The 19,066-nt window shown below is 69.5% G+C and carries 20 protein-coding genes; 12 read left to right on the top strand and 8 right to left on the bottom strand.

The window, feature by feature from the left end:
- Nucleotides 1–44 precede the first annotated feature (44 nt).
- The 3 genes from OG735_RS09860 to moaA all read left to right on the top strand — a co-directional run bounded on the left by OG735_RS09860 (nt 45) and on the right by moaA (nt 3,194).
- A complete protein-coding gene (locus OG735_RS09860; protein WP_327322754.1) occupies nt 45–410 on the top strand; it encodes a DUF485 domain-containing protein in 366 nt (121 codons plus the stop codon).
- The gene (locus OG735_RS09855; RefSeq protein ID WP_327322753.1) at nt 407–2,050 is read left to right on the top strand and encodes a solute symporter family protein; all 1,644 of its coding nucleotides are present in this window, start codon (nt 407–409) and stop codon (nt 2,048–2,050) included. The genes OG735_RS09860 and OG735_RS09855 overlap by 4 nt, the downstream gene beginning before the upstream one ends.
- Nucleotides 2,051–2,204: 154 nt before the next feature.
- Nucleotides 2,205–3,194, top strand: coding sequence for a GTP 3',8-cyclase MoaA (moaA, locus tag OG735_RS09850; RefSeq protein ID WP_327322752.1), 990 nt, complete (start codon nt 2,205–2,207; stop codon nt 3,192–3,194).
- On the opposite strand, the gene OG735_RS09845 is transcribed toward moaA, so the two are convergent.
- Both OG735_RS09845 and OG735_RS09840 read right to left on the bottom strand, forming a co-directional pair.
- Complete coding sequence (locus tag OG735_RS09845; protein ID WP_327322751.1) at nt 3,177–3,479, bottom strand: hypothetical protein; 303 nt, start codon at nt 3,477–3,479, stop codon at nt 3,177–3,179. The two genes, moaA and OG735_RS09845, sit on opposite strands and share 18 nt — an antisense overlap.
- Nucleotides 3,480–3,659: 180 nt before the next feature.
- Nucleotides 3,660–4,043, bottom strand: a complete 384-nt coding sequence (locus OG735_RS09840) for a DUF3099 domain-containing protein (RefSeq protein WP_327322750.1) — start codon at nt 4,041–4,043, stop codon at nt 3,660–3,662.
- Between the two features lie 214 nt (nt 4,044–4,257).
- Here OG735_RS09840 and OG735_RS09835 point away from each other — a divergent pair, with 214 nt between their 5' ends.
- Nucleotides 4,258–4,533, top strand: a complete 276-nt coding sequence (locus OG735_RS09835; RefSeq protein WP_327328265.1) for a GlsB/YeaQ/YmgE family stress response membrane protein — start codon at nt 4,258–4,260, stop codon at nt 4,531–4,533.
- Between the two features lie 77 nt (nt 4,534–4,610).
- On the opposite strand, the gene tyrS is transcribed toward OG735_RS09835, so the two are convergent.
- The 3 genes from tyrS to OG735_RS09820 are packed head-to-tail and all read right to left on the bottom strand — an operon-like array spanning nt 4,611 to nt 8,851.
- On the bottom strand, nt 4,611–5,879 hold the full coding sequence (tyrS, locus tag OG735_RS09830; RefSeq protein WP_327322749.1) for a tyrosine--tRNA ligase: 1,269 nt from the start codon (nt 5,877–5,879) through the stop codon (nt 4,611–4,613).
- A gap of 60 nt (nt 5,880–5,939) precedes the next feature.
- Nucleotides 5,940–7,331, bottom strand: coding sequence for a TldD/PmbA family protein (locus OG735_RS09825; RefSeq protein ID WP_327322748.1), 1,392 nt, complete (start codon nt 7,329–7,331; stop codon nt 5,940–5,942).
- A complete protein-coding gene (locus tag OG735_RS09820) occupies nt 7,328–8,851 on the bottom strand; it encodes a TldD/PmbA family protein (protein WP_327322747.1) in 1,524 nt (507 codons plus the stop codon). The genes OG735_RS09825 and OG735_RS09820 overlap by 4 nt, the downstream gene beginning before the upstream one ends.
- Before the next feature lie 462 nt (nt 8,852–9,313).
- Here OG735_RS09820 and OG735_RS09815 point away from each other — a divergent pair, with 462 nt between their 5' ends.
- The 4 genes from OG735_RS09815 to OG735_RS09800 all read left to right on the top strand — a co-directional run bounded on the left by OG735_RS09815 (nt 9,314) and on the right by OG735_RS09800 (nt 12,616).
- A complete protein-coding gene (locus OG735_RS09815; RefSeq protein WP_327322746.1) occupies nt 9,314–10,276 on the top strand; it encodes a helix-turn-helix transcriptional regulator in 963 nt (320 codons plus the stop codon).
- Nucleotides 10,277–10,550: 274 nt separating this feature from the next.
- The gene (gene fabG / locus OG735_RS09810; RefSeq protein ID WP_327322745.1) at nt 10,551–11,255 is read left to right on the top strand and encodes a 3-oxoacyl-[acyl-carrier-protein] reductase; all 705 of its coding nucleotides are present in this window, start codon (nt 10,551–10,553) and stop codon (nt 11,253–11,255) included.
- A gap of 4 nt (nt 11,256–11,259) precedes the next feature.
- Nucleotides 11,260–12,030, top strand: coding sequence for an enoyl-ACP reductase FabI (gene fabI, locus OG735_RS09805; protein WP_327322744.1), 771 nt, complete (start codon nt 11,260–11,262; stop codon nt 12,028–12,030).
- 211 nt (nt 12,031–12,241) lie between these two features.
- A complete protein-coding gene (locus OG735_RS09800) occupies nt 12,242–12,616 on the top strand; it encodes a hypothetical protein (RefSeq protein WP_327322743.1) in 375 nt (124 codons plus the stop codon).
- On the opposite strand, the gene OG735_RS09795 is transcribed toward OG735_RS09800, so the two are convergent.
- Nucleotides 12,579–13,265: a FadR/GntR family transcriptional regulator gene (locus OG735_RS09795; protein ID WP_327322742.1), complete on the bottom strand. Its 687-nt coding sequence runs from the start codon at nt 13,263–13,265 to the stop codon at nt 12,579–12,581. The genes OG735_RS09800 and OG735_RS09795 overlap by 38 nt on opposite strands.
- 69 nt (nt 13,266–13,334) lie before the next feature.
- On the opposite strand from OG735_RS09795, the gene OG735_RS09790 reads away from it, so the two are divergent.
- The 4 genes from OG735_RS09790 (at nt 13,335) to OG735_RS09775 (ending at nt 15,937) form a co-directional block, all read left to right on the top strand.
- Nucleotides 13,335–14,597: a CynX/NimT family MFS transporter gene (locus OG735_RS09790; protein WP_327322741.1), complete on the top strand. Its 1,263-nt coding sequence runs from the start codon at nt 13,335–13,337 to the stop codon at nt 14,595–14,597.
- 17 nt (nt 14,598–14,614) lie between these two features.
- Nucleotides 14,615–14,731 (top strand): SGM_5486 family transporter-associated protein, encoded by a 117-nt coding sequence (locus OG735_RS09785; RefSeq protein ID WP_327322740.1) that lies wholly within the window; start codon nt 14,615–14,617, stop codon nt 14,729–14,731.
- A 374-nt stretch (nt 14,732–15,105) separates the two neighbouring features.
- A complete protein-coding gene (locus OG735_RS09780) occupies nt 15,106–15,312 on the top strand; it encodes a hypothetical protein (protein ID WP_327322739.1) in 207 nt (68 codons plus the stop codon).
- A gap of 73 nt (nt 15,313–15,385) precedes the next feature.
- Nucleotides 15,386–15,937, top strand: a complete 552-nt coding sequence (locus tag OG735_RS09775) for a SixA phosphatase family protein (protein WP_327322738.1) — start codon at nt 15,386–15,388, stop codon at nt 15,935–15,937.
- A 202-nt stretch (nt 15,938–16,139) separates the two neighbouring features.
- Here OG735_RS09775 and serB read toward each other — a convergent pair whose 3' ends face one another.
- A complete protein-coding gene (serB, locus tag OG735_RS09770) occupies nt 16,140–17,357 on the bottom strand; it encodes a phosphoserine phosphatase SerB (RefSeq protein WP_327322737.1) in 1,218 nt (405 codons plus the stop codon).
- Nucleotides 17,358–17,430: 73 nt separating this feature from the next.
- Entirely contained in the window at nt 17,431–19,038 is a 1,608-nt protein-coding gene (locus tag OG735_RS09765) for a streptophobe family protein (protein ID WP_327322736.1), read from the bottom strand.
- Between the last annotated feature and the right edge of the window lie 28 nt (nt 19,039–19,066).

Genomic DNA, 19,066 nt, shown 5'->3' with positions numbered 1-19,066 from the left:
TCCCCAAGTCCTTCCCCACCGCACCCGCGTCGCGAGGAGATTCCGTGGCTACCGATGCACCGTCGCCCCCGGGCGGTCTGGACACCAGCCCCGCTCAACCCACGACAGAGGCGTTCGTCGAGGTGCAGGAGAGTGCGGAATTCGGCGAACTGCGCCGCACCTACCGCTCCTTCGCCTTCCCCCTGACCGTCGCTTTCATCGCCTGGTACCTGCTGTACGTCCTGCTGTCCAACTACGCTGGCGGCTTCATGGGCACGAAGCTCATCGGCAATATCAACGTCGCCCTCGTCTTCGGACTCTCCCAGTTCGCCACCACCTTCCTCATCGCCTGGCTGTATGCGCGTTACGCCTCCACGAAGCTCGACGCGAAGGCCGAGGCGATCAAGTCCCGTATGGAGGCCGACGCATGAGCGCCGCGTACGCCGCATATCCCACGGTCCAGTTCGCCGCCGGAGGAGGGGCGAGCGAGCACCGGCCGCTGATCATCACACTCTTCGCGTGCTTCGTCGTCGCGACCCTCTTCATCACCGTGTGGGCCGGCCGTCAGACCAAGAGCGCATCCGACTTCTACGCCGGCGGCCGCCAGTTCACCGGCTTCCAGAACGGCCTCGCGGTCTCCGGCGACTACATGTCCGCCGCCTCCTTCCTCGGTATCGCGGGCGCCATCGCCCTCTTCGGCTACGACGGCTTCCTGTACTCCGTCGGCTTCCTGGTCGCCTGGCTGGTCGCGCTGCTGCTGGTCGCCGAACCGCTGCGCAACTCCGGCCGCTACACAATGGGCGATGTCCTCGCCTACCGGATGCGCCAGCGACCGGTCCGCACCGCCGCCGGCACCTCCACCATCGTCGTCTCGATCTTCTATCTGCTGGCGCAGATGGCGGGCGCGGGCGTACTGGTCTCGCTGCTGCTCGGCATCACCAGCGACGCGGGCAAGATCGGGATCGTCGCGCTGGTCGGTGTACTGATGATCGTGTACGTGACCATCGGCGGTATGAAGGGCACCACCTGGGTGCAGATGGTCAAGGCCGTCCTGCTCATCGCGGGCACCGTGCTCATCACCTTCCTGATCCTGCTGAAGTTCAACTTCAACCTCTCGGACCTGCTCGGCTCGGCGGCGAAGAACAGCGGCAAGGGATCGGCGTTCCTGGAGCCCGGCCTCAAGTACGGCGCCACCGGCACCTCGAAGCTGGACTTCATCTCGCTCGGTATCGCGCTGGTCCTGGGCACCGCGGGTCTGCCGCACATCCTGATCCGCTTCTACACCGTGCCCACCGCCAAGGCCGCTCGTAAGTCGGTGATCTGGGCGATCGGCATCATCGGCGCCTTCTATCTGATGACGATCGTGCTCGGCTTCGGTGCCGCCGCGCTGCTCAAGCCCGGCGACATCATCGCCTCGAACAAGGCGGGCAACACGGCGGCTCCACTGGCAGCCCTGGAGATCGGCGGCGGAGCGGGATCCGCCGGGGGCTCGATTCTGCTGGCGGTGATCTCCGCGGTCGCCTTCGCCACCATCCTCGCGGTGGTCGCGGGCCTCACCCTGGCGTCCTCTTCGTCCTTCGCGCACGACATCTACGCGAACGTCATCCGCAGGGGCAAGGCCACCGAGAAGGAGGAGGTCCGCGCGGCCCGCTGGGCGACGGTCGCCATCGGCGTCGTCTCCATCGCGCTCGGAGCGCTCGCCCGTGATCTGAACGTGGCGGGCCTGGTCGCACTCGCCTTCGCCGTGGCCGCATCGGCGAATCTGCCGACGATCCTCTACAGCCTGTTCTGGAAGAGGTTCACCACACAGGGCGCCCTGTGGTCCATCTACGGCGGCCTGACCGCGTCGGTGGTGCTGGTGCTCTTCTCGCCGGTCGTCTCCGGCAAGCCCACCTCGATGTTCAAGACAGTGGACTTCTACTGGTTCCCGCTGGAGAACCCGGGCATCGTCTCGATCCCGCTGGGCTTCCTCCTCGGCTGGCTCGGCTCCCTCCTGTCGAAGGAAGAGGCCGACAAGGTCAAGTACGCGGAGCTCGAGGTCAAGTCCCTCACCGGGATCGGAGCACACTGACCCGGGACGCAGTACCGAGCGCCGGGCACGGCCGCGTCGTAGAGTCCTACGACGCGGCCGTGCCGCTCCTCGTGACAATCGGGCCCCGGAGTTGTCAGCCCCCTGGCGTAGGCTCGAAGGCAATATGATCCGCCAAGCGGGGAGGGGGCCCACCGTGCTCATCGACACCTATGGCCGTGTGGCCACTGACCTACGAGTTTCGCTGACCGACCGGTGCAATCTGCGGTGTACGTACTGCATGCCGGAGGAAGGTCTGCAGTGGCTCGCCAAGCCGGATCTGCTCAGTGACGACGAGATCGTCCGGCTGATCCGTATCGCCGTCACCGAGCTCGGCATCACCGAGGTCCGCTTCACCGGCGGGGAGCCGCTGCTGCGGCCGGGGCTGGTCGGAATAGTCGAGCGGTGCGCCGCTCTCGAGCCCCGCCCCCAGATGTCGCTGACCACCAATGGCATCGGACTCAAGCGCACGGCAGCCGCGCTCAAGGACGCCGGCCTGGACCGGGTCAATGTCTCGCTCGACACCCTGCGGCCCGACGTCTTCAAGACCCTCACCCGCCGCGACCGCCACCGCGATGTGCTGGACGGCCTGGAGGCCGCCCGCGCCGCCGGCCTCACCCCCATCAAGGTCAATACGGTTCTGATGCCGGGGCTCAACGACGACGAAGCCCCCGAGCTGCTCGCCTGGGCCGTGGCCAACGACTACGAGCTGCGCTTCATCGAGCAGATGCCGCTCGACGCTCAGCACGGTTGGAAGCGCGACGGCATGATCACCGCCGGCGACATCCTGGATTCCCTGCGTACGCGCTTCACGCTCACCACGGAGGGCGACGAGGAGCGTGGATCCGCGCCCGCCGAGCGCTGGACCGTGGACGGCGGACCGCACCGGGTCGGCGTCATCGCCTCCGTCACCCGCCCGTTCTGCCAGGCCTGCGACCGCACCCGTCTCACCGCCGACGGTCAGGTGCGCACCTGTCTGTTCGCCCGCGAGGAGACGGACCTGCGCGCCGCGCTGCGTTCGGACGCACCCGACGAGGAGATCGCACGCATCTGGAAGGTGGCGATGTGGGGCAAGAAGGCGGGATCGGGCCTTGACGACCCGTCGTTCCTGCAGCCCGACCGGCCGATGTCAGCGATCGGCGGCTGAGCCGGATTCCGGGCCGCGCGAGCCGGCATCCGAGCCCGAGCTCGGGTCGGCATCCGAGCCCGAGCCCGAGCCGGAGGAGCCACGCTCCCACTCCTCGAGCGTCACCACATCCTTGAGAAAACCGCGCAGGTCAAGGAAGTGGGAGAGATGTTCACGGTGCTCGTCGCAGGCGAGCCAGGTCTTGCGGCGCTCAGGAGTGTGCAGCTTCGGGTTGTTCCACGCCAGCACCCAGACGGCGTCGGTGCGGCAGCCCTTGGCGGAGCAGATCGGTGTTTCGTCACTCACTGATGTTCATCCCAAACAAGGCGACGCCGAGCAGCCACGGGGGGAGCTGCCCGGCGTCGGTCCGTCGCTCCGACGGGGGATGCGGAGCGCTTACGAAGTATGTCACGGGGAACGGGGTGTGGTGCACCGGAACTTCATGATTGATCTGAGCTTTTCTTGAGCTTCGCAAGCCCCGTGAAATCAGCTCTGGTCGCGCTCTCGACGGTCCCGCTCGGAGGCTCCGGCTTCCGGCTCGTCCTCCGCCGCGGCGGCTGTGGGCGGTCCCGGGGAAGGCGTGATCATCGGCCGGGAAGGGGTCGGAACGAAGGTCGACGGCAGCGAAGGCGCGTTCTCCCGGCCCGCGTTGGCGATCACCACGGCAATGTAGGGAAGAAGCCCACCGAGCACCAGCGCCACGATCGCCACATGACGTTCGACGTTCCACAGGACGGCGGCGAGGATCACCGCCACGGTCCGCACCGACATCGAAATCACATAGCGGCGCTGTCGGCCACGGACGTCGTCCGCGAGCCCCTGCCGGGCTCCCGTGATCCGGAAGACCTCCGTACTGCCATGCTTCCGCATCAGGTTCCACCACCGATTTTCCACGCCGGACGCTCCCAGGTCCTGACGCCTTCCACCGTACGCCGCACCTCCGACACCTACGAGAGCGGGGGAGCCCCCTGAGTGTCCCGACTGCGCTGTAGTGCGTATGGCGCCGCCCGAAATGCGCTGTATCGCGGACAGGCCGAGACTGACGGCGTAACTGCTCATGCGGAGCACGTACGAGGAGGCAGCCATGGGCTGGTTGTGGGCGATCATCGTGGGCTTCGTGCTGGGCCTGATCGCGAAAGCGATCCTTCCCGGCAAGCAGCACATGCCCCTGTGGCTGGCCACCATCTGCGGCATCGTCGGCGCTGCGCTCGGCAACTGGCTCGCGATGGGTCTCGGCATCGCCGAGACCAAGGGCATCGACTGGGGCCGGCACGGACTCCAGCTCCTGGCGGCCGTCGTCATCGTCTTCCTCGGCGAAATGGCCTACACCGCGATGCGGAGCAAGAGGCAGAGAGCCTGAGCCGGGTACGGCGGCGGCCGGGTGAGCAACGAAGCTCACCCGGCCGCCACCGGACTCGGTTCTTCTGCCGCGGCTGATCAGCCGGCCGTGACCTCGACCGCAGCCAGGTTCTTCTTGCCCCGGCGCAGCACGAGCCAGCGGCCGTGCAGCAGCTCCTCCTTCGCCGGTACGGCGTCCTCGGCGGTGACCTTCACGTTGTTCACGTAGGCGCCGCCCTCCTTCACCGTGCGGCGGGCAGCCGACTTGCTCGGCGCGAGACCCACCTCCGCGAGCAGATCCACGACCGGGCCCAGCTCGGCGACCTGGGCGTGCGGCAGCTCGGAGAGCGCCGCCCGCAGCGTCGGCTCGTCGAGCTCGGCCAGCTCGCCCTGCCCGAAGAGCGCCTTCGACGCATTGACGACCGCGGCGCACTGGTCAGCGCCGTGCACCAGCGTCGTCAGTTCCTCGGCCAGCGCCCGCTGCGCGGCACGCGCCTGCGGCCGCTCCTCGGTCAGCTTCTCCAGCTCCTCGATCTCCTCGCGGGACTTGAAGCTGAAGATCCGCAGGAACTTGGAGACGTCCCGGTCGTCCGCGTTCAGCCAGAACTGGTAGAAGGCGTACGGAGTGGTCCGCTCCGGGTCGAGCCAGACCGTGCCGGACTCCGTCTTGCCGAACTTCGTGCCGTCGGCCTTGGTGATCAGCGGTGTGGCCAGCGCGTGCACCTCGGCCTCGGGCTCGACCCGGTGGATCAGGTCGGTGCCCGCGGTGAGGTTGCCCCACTGGTCGCTGCCGCCGGTCTGCAGGGTGCAGCCATACCGCCGGTACAGCTCCAGGAAGTCCATGCCCTGCAGGATCTGGTAGCTGAACTCGGTGTAGCTGATACCCGCGTCGGAGTTCAGCCGCCGGGCGACCGCCTCCTTCGCGATCATCTTGTTGACCCGGAAGTACTTGCCGATGTCGCGCAGGAAGTCGATCGCCGAGAGCCCCGACGTCCAGTCCAGGTTGTTGACCATGGTCGCGGCGTACGGACCGTCGAAGTCGAGGAAGCGCTCGATCTGCCCGCGCAGCCGCTCCACCCAGGCCGCGACGACCTCCGGAGCGTTCAGCGTGCGCTCCGAGTTCGGCTTCGGGTCACCGATCAGACCGGTGGCACCGCCGACCAGGCCCAGCGGGCGGTTCCCCGCCTGCTGGATCCGGCGCATGGTGAGGATCTGGACCAGGTTGCCGAGGTGCAGGCTGGGCGCGGTCGGGTCGAAGCCGCAATAGAACGTGACGGGACCGTCCGCGAACGCCTTGCGCAATGCGTCCTCGTCAGTGGAGAGAGCGATCAGCCCTCGCCACTGCAGTTCGTCGACGATGTCCGTCACGGGTCTCGCGTCTCCTTCGGTGTGCTGGGGGAACGTCTGTGCATACAGACTCCTCCGAGGTTATACGCCCTGGCTGACCGAACTCATATTGAAATCCGGGACCCGGAGCGCGGGCATCGCGGCCCGGGTGAACCAGTCGCCCCACTCGCGCGGCAGCGTCTTCTCGGTGCGGCCGGCCTCGGTGGCCCGCGACAGCAGGTCGACCGGCGACTCGTTGAAGCGGAAGTTGTTGACCTCGCCGACGACCTCGCCGTTCTCCACGAGATAGACGCCGTCCCGGGTGAGACCGGTCAGCAGCAGCGTCGCCGGGTCGACCTCGCGGATATACCAGAGGCAGGTCAGCAGCAGCCCGCGGGCCGTCGCGGACACCATCTCGTCCAGCGAACGCTCACCGCCGCCGTCCAGGATCAGATTGCCGGCGCCGGGCGCGACCGGCAGGCCCGTCAGACCGGCGCTGTGCCGGGTGGTGACCAGGTGCTCCAGCTTTCCGTCGCGTACCCAGTCGGTGCTCGACAGCGGCAGGCCGTTGTCGAAGACCGAGGCGTCGTCGCCGGAGGAGTGCGCGATCACGAAGGGCGCGGACTCCAGGCCCGGCTCGTTCGGATCGCTGCGCAGAGTGAGCGGAAGATCGGACAGCTTCTCGCCGACGCGGGTGCCGCCGCCCGGCTTGGAGAAGACCGTACGGCCCTCCACCGCGTCCCGCGCCGTCGACGACCACAGCTGGTAGATCAGCAGATCGGCCACGGCGGTGGGCGGCAGCAGCGTCTCGTACCGCCCGGCGGGCAGCTCGATTCGGCGCTGAGCCCAGCCGAGGCGCTGCGCGAGCTCCGCGTCCAGCTGCGCCGGGTCCACGTCCTTGAAGTCCCGCGTCGAACGGCCCGCCCAGGCGGAACGGGCGCGGTCCGGGGACTTGGCGTTGAGCTCCAGCGTCCCGTTCGGCTGGTCGTGCCGCAGCCGCAGCCCGGTCGACGTACCGAGGTAGGTGGAGCTCAGCTCATGGTTGGCGAAGCCGTAGAGCTCACGCTCACCGGCCTTGGCGCGGGCGAAGGCCTCGCCCAGCGCGGGCGCGAAGTCCGCGAAGATGGCCGAGGACGTCTCGAGGGGCGCGTCCGTGAAGTCCGGGGAGGCCGGGACCCCTTCGACGAGGGGCTGGGCGTCCTCGGCGGGCCCGGCTGCGCGTGCGGCGGCCTCCGCGGCCCGCACCAGCGGCTCAAGATCGGCAGCGGTGACGGCGGACCGCGACACGACACCGGAGGCGGTGCCCTCGGCGCCGTCGACGGTCGCGATGACGGTGAGGGTGCGGCCGCGGGTCACACCGTTGGTGGTCAGGGCGTTGCGGGCCCAGCGCAGATTGGCGGAGGAATGCTCGTCGGCGATGACGACACAGCTGTCGGCGGTGGACAGCTCCAGTGCCCGCTCGACCGTCTCGTGCGGCTTGCTGTTGCGGCTCATCGACCGGCCTCCTGCGTCGTGTTGAGGATGTTGACGCCGCGGAACAGCGCGGACGGGCAGCCGTGGGAGACCGCCGCGACCTGGCCCGGCTGGGCCTTCCCGCAGTTGAAGGCGCCGCCCAGGACGTACGTCTGCGGGCCGCCCACCTTCTCCATCGAGCCCCAGAAGTCCGTCGTCGTCGCCTGGTACGCGACATCGCGCAGCTGACCGGCCAGCCTGCCGTTCTCGATACGGAAGAAGCGCTGCCCGGTGAACTGGAAGTTGTAGCGCTGCATGTCGATCGACCACGACCGGTCGCCGACCACATAGATGCCGCGCTCCACCCCGCCGATCAGATCCTCCGTCGACAGGCCGCCCGGCTCCGGCTGCAGTGACACGTTCGCCATCCGCTGCACCGGCACATGGCCCGGGGAGTCCGCGTAGGCGCAGCCGTTGGACCGGCCGAGACCCGTCAGTTTCGCGATCCGCCTGTCCAGCTGGTAACCCACCAGCGTGCCGTCCTTGACGAGGTTCCACGACTGCGCCTCGACGCCCTCGTCGTCGAAGCCCACCGTGGCGAGACCGTGCTCGGCGGTCCGGTCGCCCGTCACATTCATGATCGAGGAGCCGTACGCCAGCTTCCCCAGCTTGTCGAAGGTGGCGAAGGACGTCCCGGCGTACGCCGCCTCGTACCCCAGCGCCCGGTCCAGCTCGGTGGCATGGCCGATCGACTCATGGATGGTCAGCCAGAGATTCGACGGGTCGACCACCAGGTCGTAGCGTCCCGCCTCGACGCTCGGCGCGCGCATCTTCTCGGCCAGCAGCGCCGGGATCTGCTCCAGCTCGGACTCCCAGTCCCAGCCCGCGCCGGTCAGATACTCCCAGCCGCGCCCCACCGGCGGCGCGATCGTGCGCATCGAGTCGAACTCGCCGGTCGTCTCGTCGACGGCGACGGCCGTGAGCTGCGGATGCAGCCGCACCCGCTGCTGCGTGGTGACGGTGCCCGCCGTGTCCGCGTAGAACTTGTTCTCCTGGACCGTGAGCAGCGAGGCGTCCACATGCGCAACGCCGTCCGCCCGCAGCAGCCGCGCGCTCCACTCCGCGAGCAGCCCCGTCTTCTCCTCGTCGGGCACCTCGAACGGGTTGATCTCGTACGCGGAGACCCAGGTCCGCTCCGCGTGCACCGGCTCGTCCGCCAGCTCCACCCGCTCGTCGGAGCCCGCCGCCGCGATCACCTGCGCCGAGAGCTTCGCCATCGCGACCGCCTGGCCGGCGACCCTGGCGGCCGCGTCCATCGTCATATCGACCCCTGAGGCGAAGCCCCAGGCACCGCCGTGGACGACCCGCACCGCGTACCCCAGGTCCGTGGTGTCCGATGAACCGGCGGGCTTGGCGTCGCGCAGCCGCCACGCCGCACTGCGCACGCGCTCGAAGCGGAAATCGGCGTGCTCGGCGCCGAGCGCACGCGCCCGCGCGAGTGCCGCGTCGGCGAGGGCCCGCAGCGGCAGCGCGGTGAACGTCTGATCGATGTCATGGGCCACAAGCGGCCTCCCCTTCTCACGGCCTCGGATCACTACGCGGAAGTGAAGCACGCCTCCCACCCGGCTCCGAACCGGAAATCGCGGTAACTACCTCATGAGCACAGGCGGCGCTGCGCACCGGATCCCCACCAGGTGGAGCTCGCCAAGTAGTCCAGGAACCGCGAAACACTCGCATCACGCCGCACTGGCGTCCAACTCGACGCCACCACTGCCGAGTCCGGCTGTGGGCTCCCGCTCATGGATCTGCTCGCGCCCGGCTGGGACGTCACGGCCGACACCCGTCGGCAAGCAGATCCGCTGCCTCCTCCCGCGTGACCGCTGACCGCGAATGACCGACCCGAGGTCTCAAATGCCGCATCGACGTGCGATTTCGCCGATTGTCGTACCCCAGGGGTGGTCTCTCGGTCACGCGGAGTTGACAGTCAACTCCCGGTACCGCCGTGAGCGTTGGGGAGATGGTGGATGGTCGGGCGCGAAGTGTCACCGGCGGATCACCAGCACAAAGAGATCCGCGAAGTCCTCAAGCGGCTCGTTGCCGAGTTTGTCTTCGTCGTGGACGGCATCAGCGTGGACGATGACGTGGCGGTCGGCGTCATCTTCGACGAGTTCGACGGGCTGCTCACCCTTCACCGGGGCAAGCATCTCCTGGATGTGTCGGAAAGCGGGGACAGTGCCATTGACGCGGCGCACCGTCTGGTCGTACGGCTGCACGAGGAGCTGCCCCAGCTGCGTCTGCTCCGGCTCGACCCGGACCTGGTCGGCGTATCGGACATCGCCGAGCGGGCCGGCCGCAGCCGGCAGAACGTCCTGCAGTGGGTGAACGGCGAGCGGCGTCATGACGCCCCGGCGTTCCCGGAGCCCGAGGGTACGGTCGGCCGCTCCCTCGTCTGGCGCTGGGCAGAGGTCAACGCCTGGCTGGCGGCGATCGGCGAGAAGGTCGGTGACGTAGGAGCGGCCCGCGAGGACGCCCTGCACATCGACTTCATGCTGTCGCGCTGGCGGCAGGTGCTCGACGACGGTCTGCCGATCGTGCGGTTCGTCCATGCGGTGCAGGACGACGACCGTTCGGCAGACCGAGCCGCCGTCGCGCAACTGCTGGAAGGCACCCTCTCCGCCCCCGGCGTCCTGGAGATGATTTCGGCCTTCCCCCGAGCCGAACATCAACGGCTCACCGTGGTCTGCGCTGTGCTTCCCGACCGTCTTGACACCGTGGCCTCACGCATAGGACGCGACGAGACATGGGTGATCCTCGCCTTCCAGGGGAGAGAGAACGAGCTGTATCTCCCTCCTGTCAGCGCACGTGAGATCCCTGGTTCACGGCCCGTCTCGGAATTGGGGCTCGGCAGGGACGCGACCGTGGGCGACCTGCTGCTCGTCATCGACAACGGCGCGGTGGCGCCCACCACCCCGGTGGCCGTCGCCTGACGAATGGGGAGTACCCGGGGGGGGCCGGTGTCCCCCATCCGTTCCGTACACCGCGTGCAGGGCCGGCCGGGGCGAATGAATCGGCCTGCCGTAGCCGGGGCCGAAGGCCCGGATCGACGAGCTCGCGCGACGGCTCGTGCAAAGCCGCGGCTCGGCAATTCTGTAGGGACCCGACAGTGACTGCAGTACGGCGCTGTCAGGGCCCGATTCTCCGTAATGCAGGCGGGACCGATAGGTTTTCGAGGTACCAGACCGCTATCGAAAGGGTGATCCGTTGAGCCGCTCGGTTCTCGTCACCGGAGGAAACCGGGGCATCGGCCTCGCCATCGCCCGCGCGTTCGCCGAAGCCGGCGACAAGGTCGCGATCACGTACCGCTCCGGCGAGCCGCCGGCCGGCTTCCTCGCCGTCAAGTGCGACATCACCGACACCGAGCAGGTGGAGCAGGCCTACAAGGAGATCGAGGAGAAGCACGGTCCGGTGGAGGTGCTGGTCGCCAACGCCGGTGTCACCAAGGACCAGCTCCTGATGCGGATGTCCGAGGATGACTTCACCACCGTCCTCGACACCAACCTCACCGGCACCTTCCGGGTCGTGAAACGCGCCAACCGCGCCATGCTGCGGGCCAAGAAGGGCCGCGTCGTGCTGATCTCCTCCGTGGTCGGTCTGCTGGGCTCGGCGGGGCAGGCGAACTACGCCGCATCGAAGGCCGGTCTCGTCGGCTTCGCCCGCTCCCTCGCCCGTGAGCTCGGCTCGCGGAACATCACGTTCAACGTCGTCACACCCGGCTTTGTCGACACCGACATGACCAAGGTGCTCACGGACGAGCAGCGCGCGGGCATCGTCTCGCAGGTGCCGCTCGGCCGCTATGCGCAGCCGGAGGAGATCGCCGCCACGGTGCGCTTCCTCGCCTCCGACGACGCCTCGTACATCACTGGAGCCGTCATCCCCGTTGACGGCGGATTGGGCATGGGTCACTGATCACATGAGTGGAATCCTCGCCGGCAAGCGCATTCTCGTCACAGGCGTCCTCACCGAGGGGTCCATCGCCTTCCACGCCGCCAAGGTGGCCCAGGAGGAGGGCGCGGAGGTCATCCTCACCGGCTTCGGCCGGCTCTCACTCGTCGAGCGCATCGCGAAGCGGCTGCCCAAGCCCGCCCCGGTCATCGAGCTGGATGTCACCAACCAGGAGCACCTGGACGGCCTCGCGGACAAGATCCGTGAGCACTCCACCGACGACTCGGGCCTCGACGGCATCGTGCACTCGATCGCCTTCGGCCCGCAGGGCGCGTTCAACTTCCTCGAAGCGAGCTGGGAAGACGTCTCCACGGCCGTCCAGGTCTCGGCGTACTCCTACAAGTCGCTCACCATGGCCTGTCTCCCGCTGATGCAGCGCGGCGGCTCGGTCGTCGGCCTCACCTTCGACGCGACGATCGCCTGGCCGAAGTACGACTGGATGGGCGTGGCCAAGGCGGCCCTGGAGTCGACCAACCGCTACCTCGCCCGTGACCTCGGCGCCAAGAACGTCCGCTGCAACCTGATTGCGGCCGGCCCGATCAAGTCGATTGCCGCGAAGTCCATCCCGGGCTTCGAGGAGCTCGCGGACGTGTGGAACCACCGCGCCCCGATCGGCTGGGACCTGGCCGACCCGGACCCGGCCGGCCGCGGTGTCGTCGGTCTGCTCTCGGACTTCTTCCCGCGCACGACCGGCGAGATCGTCCATGTCGACGGTGGCGTGCACATGATGGGTGCCTGACCCCTCAGTACGAGAACCCCCTCAGTACGAGAATCCCTCTCGTACGAGAACGACGCCCCGTTTCCCGCCCTGTGCGGGGAGCGGGGCGTCGCCCGTTCGGGCCCCCGGAGCGCGCGGCGCACCGCCGGGAAGGCGACGCTGGAGAGGCAATCCCCCTTGTGGTGCAGCCGCGGCTATTTCGCGCCGCAGTACGGCCGAGGAGGTCCTGCTTGTGCGTACGACCTTGTGCTTCGCCTCCGTACTGACCACGGTGACGGTGCTGGCCCTGCTGTGGGCACCGCCGACCGCCGTTTCCCAGTCGCCCCCCGAAGATGCGAAGCCCCAGTCCGAGCCGCGGGATTTCAAGGCCGACTGCCGCACCGTCGTCGACGGCTCCCGGGCCATCGCCTACTGCCACAACCCGTACCCCCAGACCGACCGCGTCCGGCTGCACATCGAGTGCGAGCGCTGGTGGGACGTCGACGCGGACAGCGCGCCCGTCGAGATAGGCCCGGCCGGCTACGCAGAGCTCACCGACCGCTGCTGGAAGGAGGTGAGCACGGTCTGGGTCAGCCACCAGCCCCTGCGGGATTCCGCAGGCACATGAACGGGTAGCCCGCCGCCTCCGCGGCCGCCGCATCACCGTCGCCCGCGCGGATCGCCTCGACCATCCGCGCGTGGTCCATATGGTTCTCCGGGCGCAGTTCGCGGCCGATGTCGTCGCGCAGCCAGTCCCGCAGCAGATCGCCCAGGTCGGCGTAGATCTCGGTCAGCACCTCATTGTGCGAAGCGGCCACCACCGCCTGATGGAATGTCGCATCCGCGGCGACGAACTGCTCCGCGTCGCCCGTGGCCCACGCCTCCTCGCGGCGGGCGAGGAGGGTGTCCAGCTGCTTGAGATCGCGTTCCGTACGCCGCTCGGCGGCCAGCTTGGCGGCGGAGGACTCGAGAGTGGAGCGCAGCTCGGCGATATGCCGGGGGTTGGCGTCCGCGAAGCGGCGGTGCATGACGCCGGCCAGTTCGCTCGTCGCCACGACATACGTTCCCGAACCCTGCCGGATGTCCAGGAGTCCGTTGTGCGCGAGCGCGCGGACCGCCTCGCGGACGGTGTTGCGGGCCACGCCCAGCTGCTCGACCAGTTCCGGCTCGGTGGGGATCCGGGAACCTACCGGCCACTCGCCCGAGGTGATCTGGTTCCGCAGCTGGGCGATCACCTGGTCGGAGAGTGCGGAACGCCGGGGAGAGGTCAGCGCCATGGTGCTCCTTGTGCACAAGACTCGTACGGGATTGGACAACCAATCATCCCATGATTCTATGATGGCCGCATGCCCGACGAGACCCAGACGCTGAGCCCCGCCATCACCGACCGTACCGCCGTGAAACCGTTGGCCTCGCGGCCCGCGGCCTGGCTCACCCGGCTCGTGATCGCAGGCATCGTCCTCGCGGCACTCAATCTCCGCCCCGCCATCACCAGCCTCGGCGCGCTCCTCGAAGAGGCCCGGGTCGGGCTGCATATGAGTGGCAGCGTGGCCGGCGTCCTCACCTCCGTACCGCCGCTCTGTTTCGCGCTCTTCGGGATCGCGGCACCGCGGCTGGCCCGGCGCTTCGGCGCCGGGGCCGTCGTCTGCGCGGGCATGGCCGCCATCGCGACCGGGCTGCTGATCCGGCCCTTCGCCGGCGGCACAGTCGGCTTCCTCGCCGCCAGCGCGCTCGCCCTCATGGGCATCGCCGTCAGCAACGTCCTGATGCCGGTGATCATCAAGCGGTACTTCCCCGACCGCGTCGGCTCCATGACCGGGCTCTACTCGATGGCGCTGGCGCTCGGCACCTCTGCCGCCGCGGCTGCCACCGTCCCCATGACCGAGGCGCTGGGCGGCAGTTGGCGGTTCGGCCTCGGGATCTGGGCGTTCCTCGCCGCCCTCGCCGTACTGCCCTGGATCGGCCTGGTCCGCGACCGCGGCGCGGCCGCGCGGAGCACTCCGGCGGCACCGGCCCAGGACACCCGGGCCCCACGGGTCACCCGCAGCCGCACCGCATGGGCGCTCGGCTGTTTCTTCGGCCTCCAGGCCACCGGCGCGTACATCACCATGGGCTGGATGCCGCAGATCTTCCGTGACGCGGGGGTCCCGGCCGGCACGGCCGGTGTGCTGCTCGCCGTGACCATGGTGATGGGCGTGCCGCTCGCCTTCGTCATCCCGCGGCTGGCCACCCGGATGAGGACCCAGGGCCCGATCGTCGTCGCCCTCGGCCTGTGCGGACTGACCGGCTACGCGGGCCTGTTCTTCGCGCCGGCCGCCGGAGCCTGGGCCTGGGCGCTGCTGCTGGGCATCTCCAACTGCGCCTTCCCGCTCGCCCTCACCATGATCGGCATGCGGTCGAGGACCGGCATCGGCGTGGTACGGCTGTCGGCCTTCGCGCAGTCCACCGGCTATCTGATCTCCATTCCCGGACCGCTGCTGGTGGGCGTGCTCTACCAGCACAGTGGCGGCTGGGAGCTGCCGATCGCGCTGATGGCGGGGCTGATCGTGCCGCAGATCGCCGTCGGCATCCTGGCCGGCCGGGACCGGACGATCGAGGACGAATGCTGAGGTGCGAGACTGGCTCCATGCCTGTGCTCGACCCGAATCCCCCGAATGGCCAGAAGAAGCTCCTCTACGTCTTCGGCGTGATGATCGCCATCACCGTGGTGATCGCCGTTGTCGCGTCCATCGCCTCGCCCTGACACGGTCGTTGTCCCGCCGCAAGCCCTGGCGAGCTCCGGCGAGTGAGCCGAAGGGGCGCGCGGGTGCCGAAAGGGAGAACGCGCGGAGGCCGCGAGGGACGAGTGGTCGAGCACGATCGACCGTCGGCAGACGCTCAAGGCGCCCCGGAGGCGAACCGAGCCACAAAAAAGAGGGACGAGTGGTCGAGCACGATCGACCGTCGGCAGACGCTCAAGGCGCCCCGGAGGGGAACCGAGCCACAAAAAAAGGGGGGCTAGCACCACCAACCCCTAGGGGGTCAGGGTCAGGGTGAAGTGGGTGGGTCACCGGATGGGCCCACGAGCCCATGATCCGTAGGTTTGAAGCAACAAACCGCAGACCTACGGAGGCGGCCATGTCGGCCCACACGCACACCCGGTCCCACGCCAAGGCCGCGGGCAGCGTCGACATCCGGCTGCCGTGGTGGGCACTCGTCCTGCCCATGCTCGCCTTCGCCGTACTGCTTCTGCTGATCGCGGATCCGGGCCAGGCGCACGCCGCGGGCGGCGACCCGGCAGTGGGCCAATTGATCGACCGCATTCAGCAAACCCTGTCCCGATGACGGATTCACCCTTCGTGGGGGAGCCGGTCAACACCCTGCGCCCGCTGGCGCATTTCATGCGAAGCTGGAGTGCATGAGCGCCGCTGTGTCTTCCGGGGGGACACCCCCCGGACCTCCCGAAACCCGCAGGATCGTCCTCCTCCGGCATGCGAAGGCCGACTGGCCCCAGGTGTCCGACCATGAGCGCCCGCTCGCCGACCGGGGCCGTATGGACGCCTCAGTGGCCGGCCGCAGGCTCGCCGACACCGGTATCGCCTTCGATCTGGCTCTGTGCTCGACCGCGAGCAGGACCCGCGAGACCTGGAAGCTGGCGGTGCACGAGCTGTCGCACCGCCCCAGGACGGTGTACGAGGAGCGGCTGTACGAGGCCTCTCTCGGCGATCTTCTCGCGCTGCTCAGCGAGACTCCGGACGAGGTGAACGACCTACTCGTCATCGGCCACAACCCCGCGATCCACGCGCTCGCCGACGCCCTCGCCGGCAAGGTCGAGGGTGACGCGCTGGCACGGATGACGCAGAGCGGCTTCCCGACCGCGGCGTACGCGGTCGTCGGCTTCAGTGGCTCCTGGAAGTCCGTGGAGCACGGCGTGGGCACGCTGCTCGACTACTGGGCGCCGCACGACTGACCCCTGTCCGGCACGTCGGCCGGCCCCTGCGCGGGGGCCGGCCCCCCCGCATGTGAACCAGCCCCGGCCCATGAACCAGCCCCGGCGCGGATGCCGCGCCGGGGCCTCGCACATCGGCCTCGCACATCGGCCTCGCACATCGGCCTCGCACATCGGCCGCGTACTGCGGTCGCGCACATCGGCCGCGTATCCGGTCGGTCGGTCAGTGCTCCTCGCCCTCGCCGTCGGCCGCCTCGACCTCTTCGCGGGTGATCCCCAGCAAGTAGAGAACCGTGTCCAGGAACGGCACATTGACCGCGGTGTGTGCGGCCCGGCGCACGACCGGCTTGGCGTTGAAGGCAACGCCGAGCCCGGCGGCGTTGAGCATGTCCAGATCATTCGCACCGTCGCCGATCGCGACGGTCTGCGCGAGCGGAACTCCCGCCTCGGCGGCGAACCGACGCAGCAGCCTGGCTTTGCCCGCGCGGTCCACGATCTCGCCGACGACGCGGCCGGTGAGCTTCCCGTCCACGATCTCCAGCGTGTTCGCCGAGGCGAAGTCGAGCCCGAGCCGGACCTTGAGGTCATCGGTGACCTGCGTGAACCCGCCCGACACGACGCCGACTTGGTAGCCGAGCCGCTTGAGCGTACGGATCAGAGTCAGGGCGCCGGGGGTCATCCTGACCTCCGCGCGGACCTTGTCCACGACGGACGCGTCGAGCCCTGCCAGCAGCGCCACGCGCGCGTGCAGGGACTGCTCGAAGTCCAGCTCCCCACGCATTGCGGCGGCGGTGACCTCGGCGACCTTGTCCTCGCAGCCGGCGTGCGCGGCGAACAGCTCGATGACCTCGTCCTGGATGAGTGTCGAGTCCACATCCATGACGACCAGACGCTGGGCCCGGCGGTGCAGTCCGGCCGACACGACCGCCACATCGACGCCGATCCCGGCGGCCTCGGTCGCCAGCGCGGTACGCAGCGGCTCCGTCTCCGTACCGGACACCGCGAACTCCACCGCGGTGACCGGATACTTGGCGAGCCGGAAGATACGGTCGATGTTGCCGCCGATGGCAGCGATTCTGGCCGTTATGGCGGCGGTCGACTCCGCAGTGAGCGGATGTCCGAGCACGGTGACGTGAGAACGGCCGCTGCCGCGCGGCCGGTTGTCGCCGGTGCCGGAGATGATCTCGGCCTGCAGCTTCAGCGATTCGGCCCAGCTGTGCACGGTGGCCCGCAGCTCGCCTTCGGTGGTCCCGCCGGCGGTCGGTGCGGTGACCAGGGCGCACAGGACGAGGCGGCCACGGGAGACGACCTGCTCGATGTCGACCACGTCGACGGAGTAGGCGGCGAGGGTGTCGAAGAGCCCGGCGGTGATCCCGGGACGGTCCTTCCCGAAGATCTTGACGAGAAGGGTGGGGACGTCGGAGTTCTGCGGTGCGCTCATGGTGCCTCCACCGTATCTGGCGGACGCCGCGCCGAGACGGCGCGTCCCGAGTGGCGGACAAGCGCACCCCGGCTCAGCGGCCGCTGCTCGGGGTGCCCGGCGGCGGCGGGCCCTCCTCGGGGTCGGCGGGGGCGCCGTAGCGCGGCGGTGGCGGCGGCGGGGGTACCGGCCCCAGCATCGTCGGCGCACCGTGGATCCCGGGCGGCGGGCGCAGATACGGGTTCGTGTCCTCGTTCGAGGGCCGGTACGGCGCCATCGGCCGGTACGGCCCCGGGAGCTCCGGCCCCCGGACCTGCTCCGGCTCCGGAAACTCGGCCCGGCCACCGCCCTGCGTCGCGTACACCAGCAGCGCACCCGCCCCGCCCGTCGCCGCACCCCACGCCGCCCCGAGCAGCAGCGCCATCCCCAGCTGCCCGTGCAGCTCGATCCCGGCGCCGAACGCGTCGAGGCCCAGCACCGACAGCGACGCGTCCGCCGAGACATCCGTCAGCCAAACGAGCAGCGGCAGCGTCAGCGCCGTCACTCCGCCCAGCCGTACCGCACAGCGCCCCGCGAACCCCGCCGCACCCAGGCCGCCCACCGGCGTGCGCGACGCCGCCAGGACCCCCGCGCACAGCATTGTCACGGCCGCCGCGACCGCCAGCAGCCACACCCGTCCGTCCAGCTCCGCCAGCCTGCCGACCGTGGCAGGCTCGTCCGCCGAGACCCGCAGCAGTTCGTCCAGCGGATCGGGCAGCAGCTTCGCCAGCTCGCCCTTCGCCTCGCCGTCCCACGGCACGAACAGCCCCAGCGGTATCCCCAGCCACACCCCGTTCGGCGCCCCGAGCAGCGCCGCGCCCGCGATCCGTTTCGGGTGGTCGTCGCCGATCGCCGCGTATGCCGCCGCCGCGTACCCCGCGATGACCGCGACGAGCAGCACATTCGCCAGCGCGGACGCGGCCGGCCGTACCGTCCGCCGCAGTGCCGCCCACGCCGCCCCGCGCGGCAGTGGCGTACGCCGTGACGCGAGGAGCGCGACCGCCAGCACGCCGAGCACCCAGAACAGCGCGCCCGCCAGCGAATCCGCGGTGTTCACGCTGAATCCCACCGCCGCCTTGGCGTCCACCAGATCCCCGAGCCGGTCGGGCAGCGGCCCTCCGATGTCGCCGATGTCGCCGAGGCCCGGTACTTCGATTCCGCCTCCGTCACCGCCCACGCCCGGCACCTTGTCGAGGTTGAGTCCCAGCTTCGCCCCGTCGATCGTGATGACGTCGTGACCTGCCCACGCCAAGCCGCCGACCGTCGCGACGAAGAGGAGCACCACCCCGCCCACCCGCGCGGCGAGTTCGGTCCCCGAGATGTACGGTCCCGCACCACGCAGCGAGCGTAGGAAGAAGTACGCAAGGAACAACGCCCCGAAGAGGCCCACCCCGAGTGGCGTGATGTCGACGGCGGTCTGCGCCTGCGCACCTTCCAGGCCGAACGCGGACACATCGCCTGTCGGCGTGACCGATCCGCCCACCGCGAGCACCACGACGGCCGCCGTCATCGGCCCGAGCGCCGCCGCCGAATCCGCACCCAGCAGGTGAAGTCCGAGCGCCGCGGCACCCGCCATCCCGACCAGTGCCCAGCTCACCGCGGCGATCGACGCCAGCAGCACATCGCCCCAACGCACCCGGTCGCCACTGCCGTTCGCGTCCATCCGGACCCCCCGATCCCTCTGGGTTTGC

This window comes from Streptomyces sp. NBC_01210 (genome assembly GCF_036010325.1).
In the GTDB taxonomy this organism is placed as follows: Bacteria; Actinomycetota; Actinomycetes; order Streptomycetales; family Streptomycetaceae; genus Streptomyces.
This window is presented reverse-complemented; position numbering and strand designations above follow the sequence as displayed.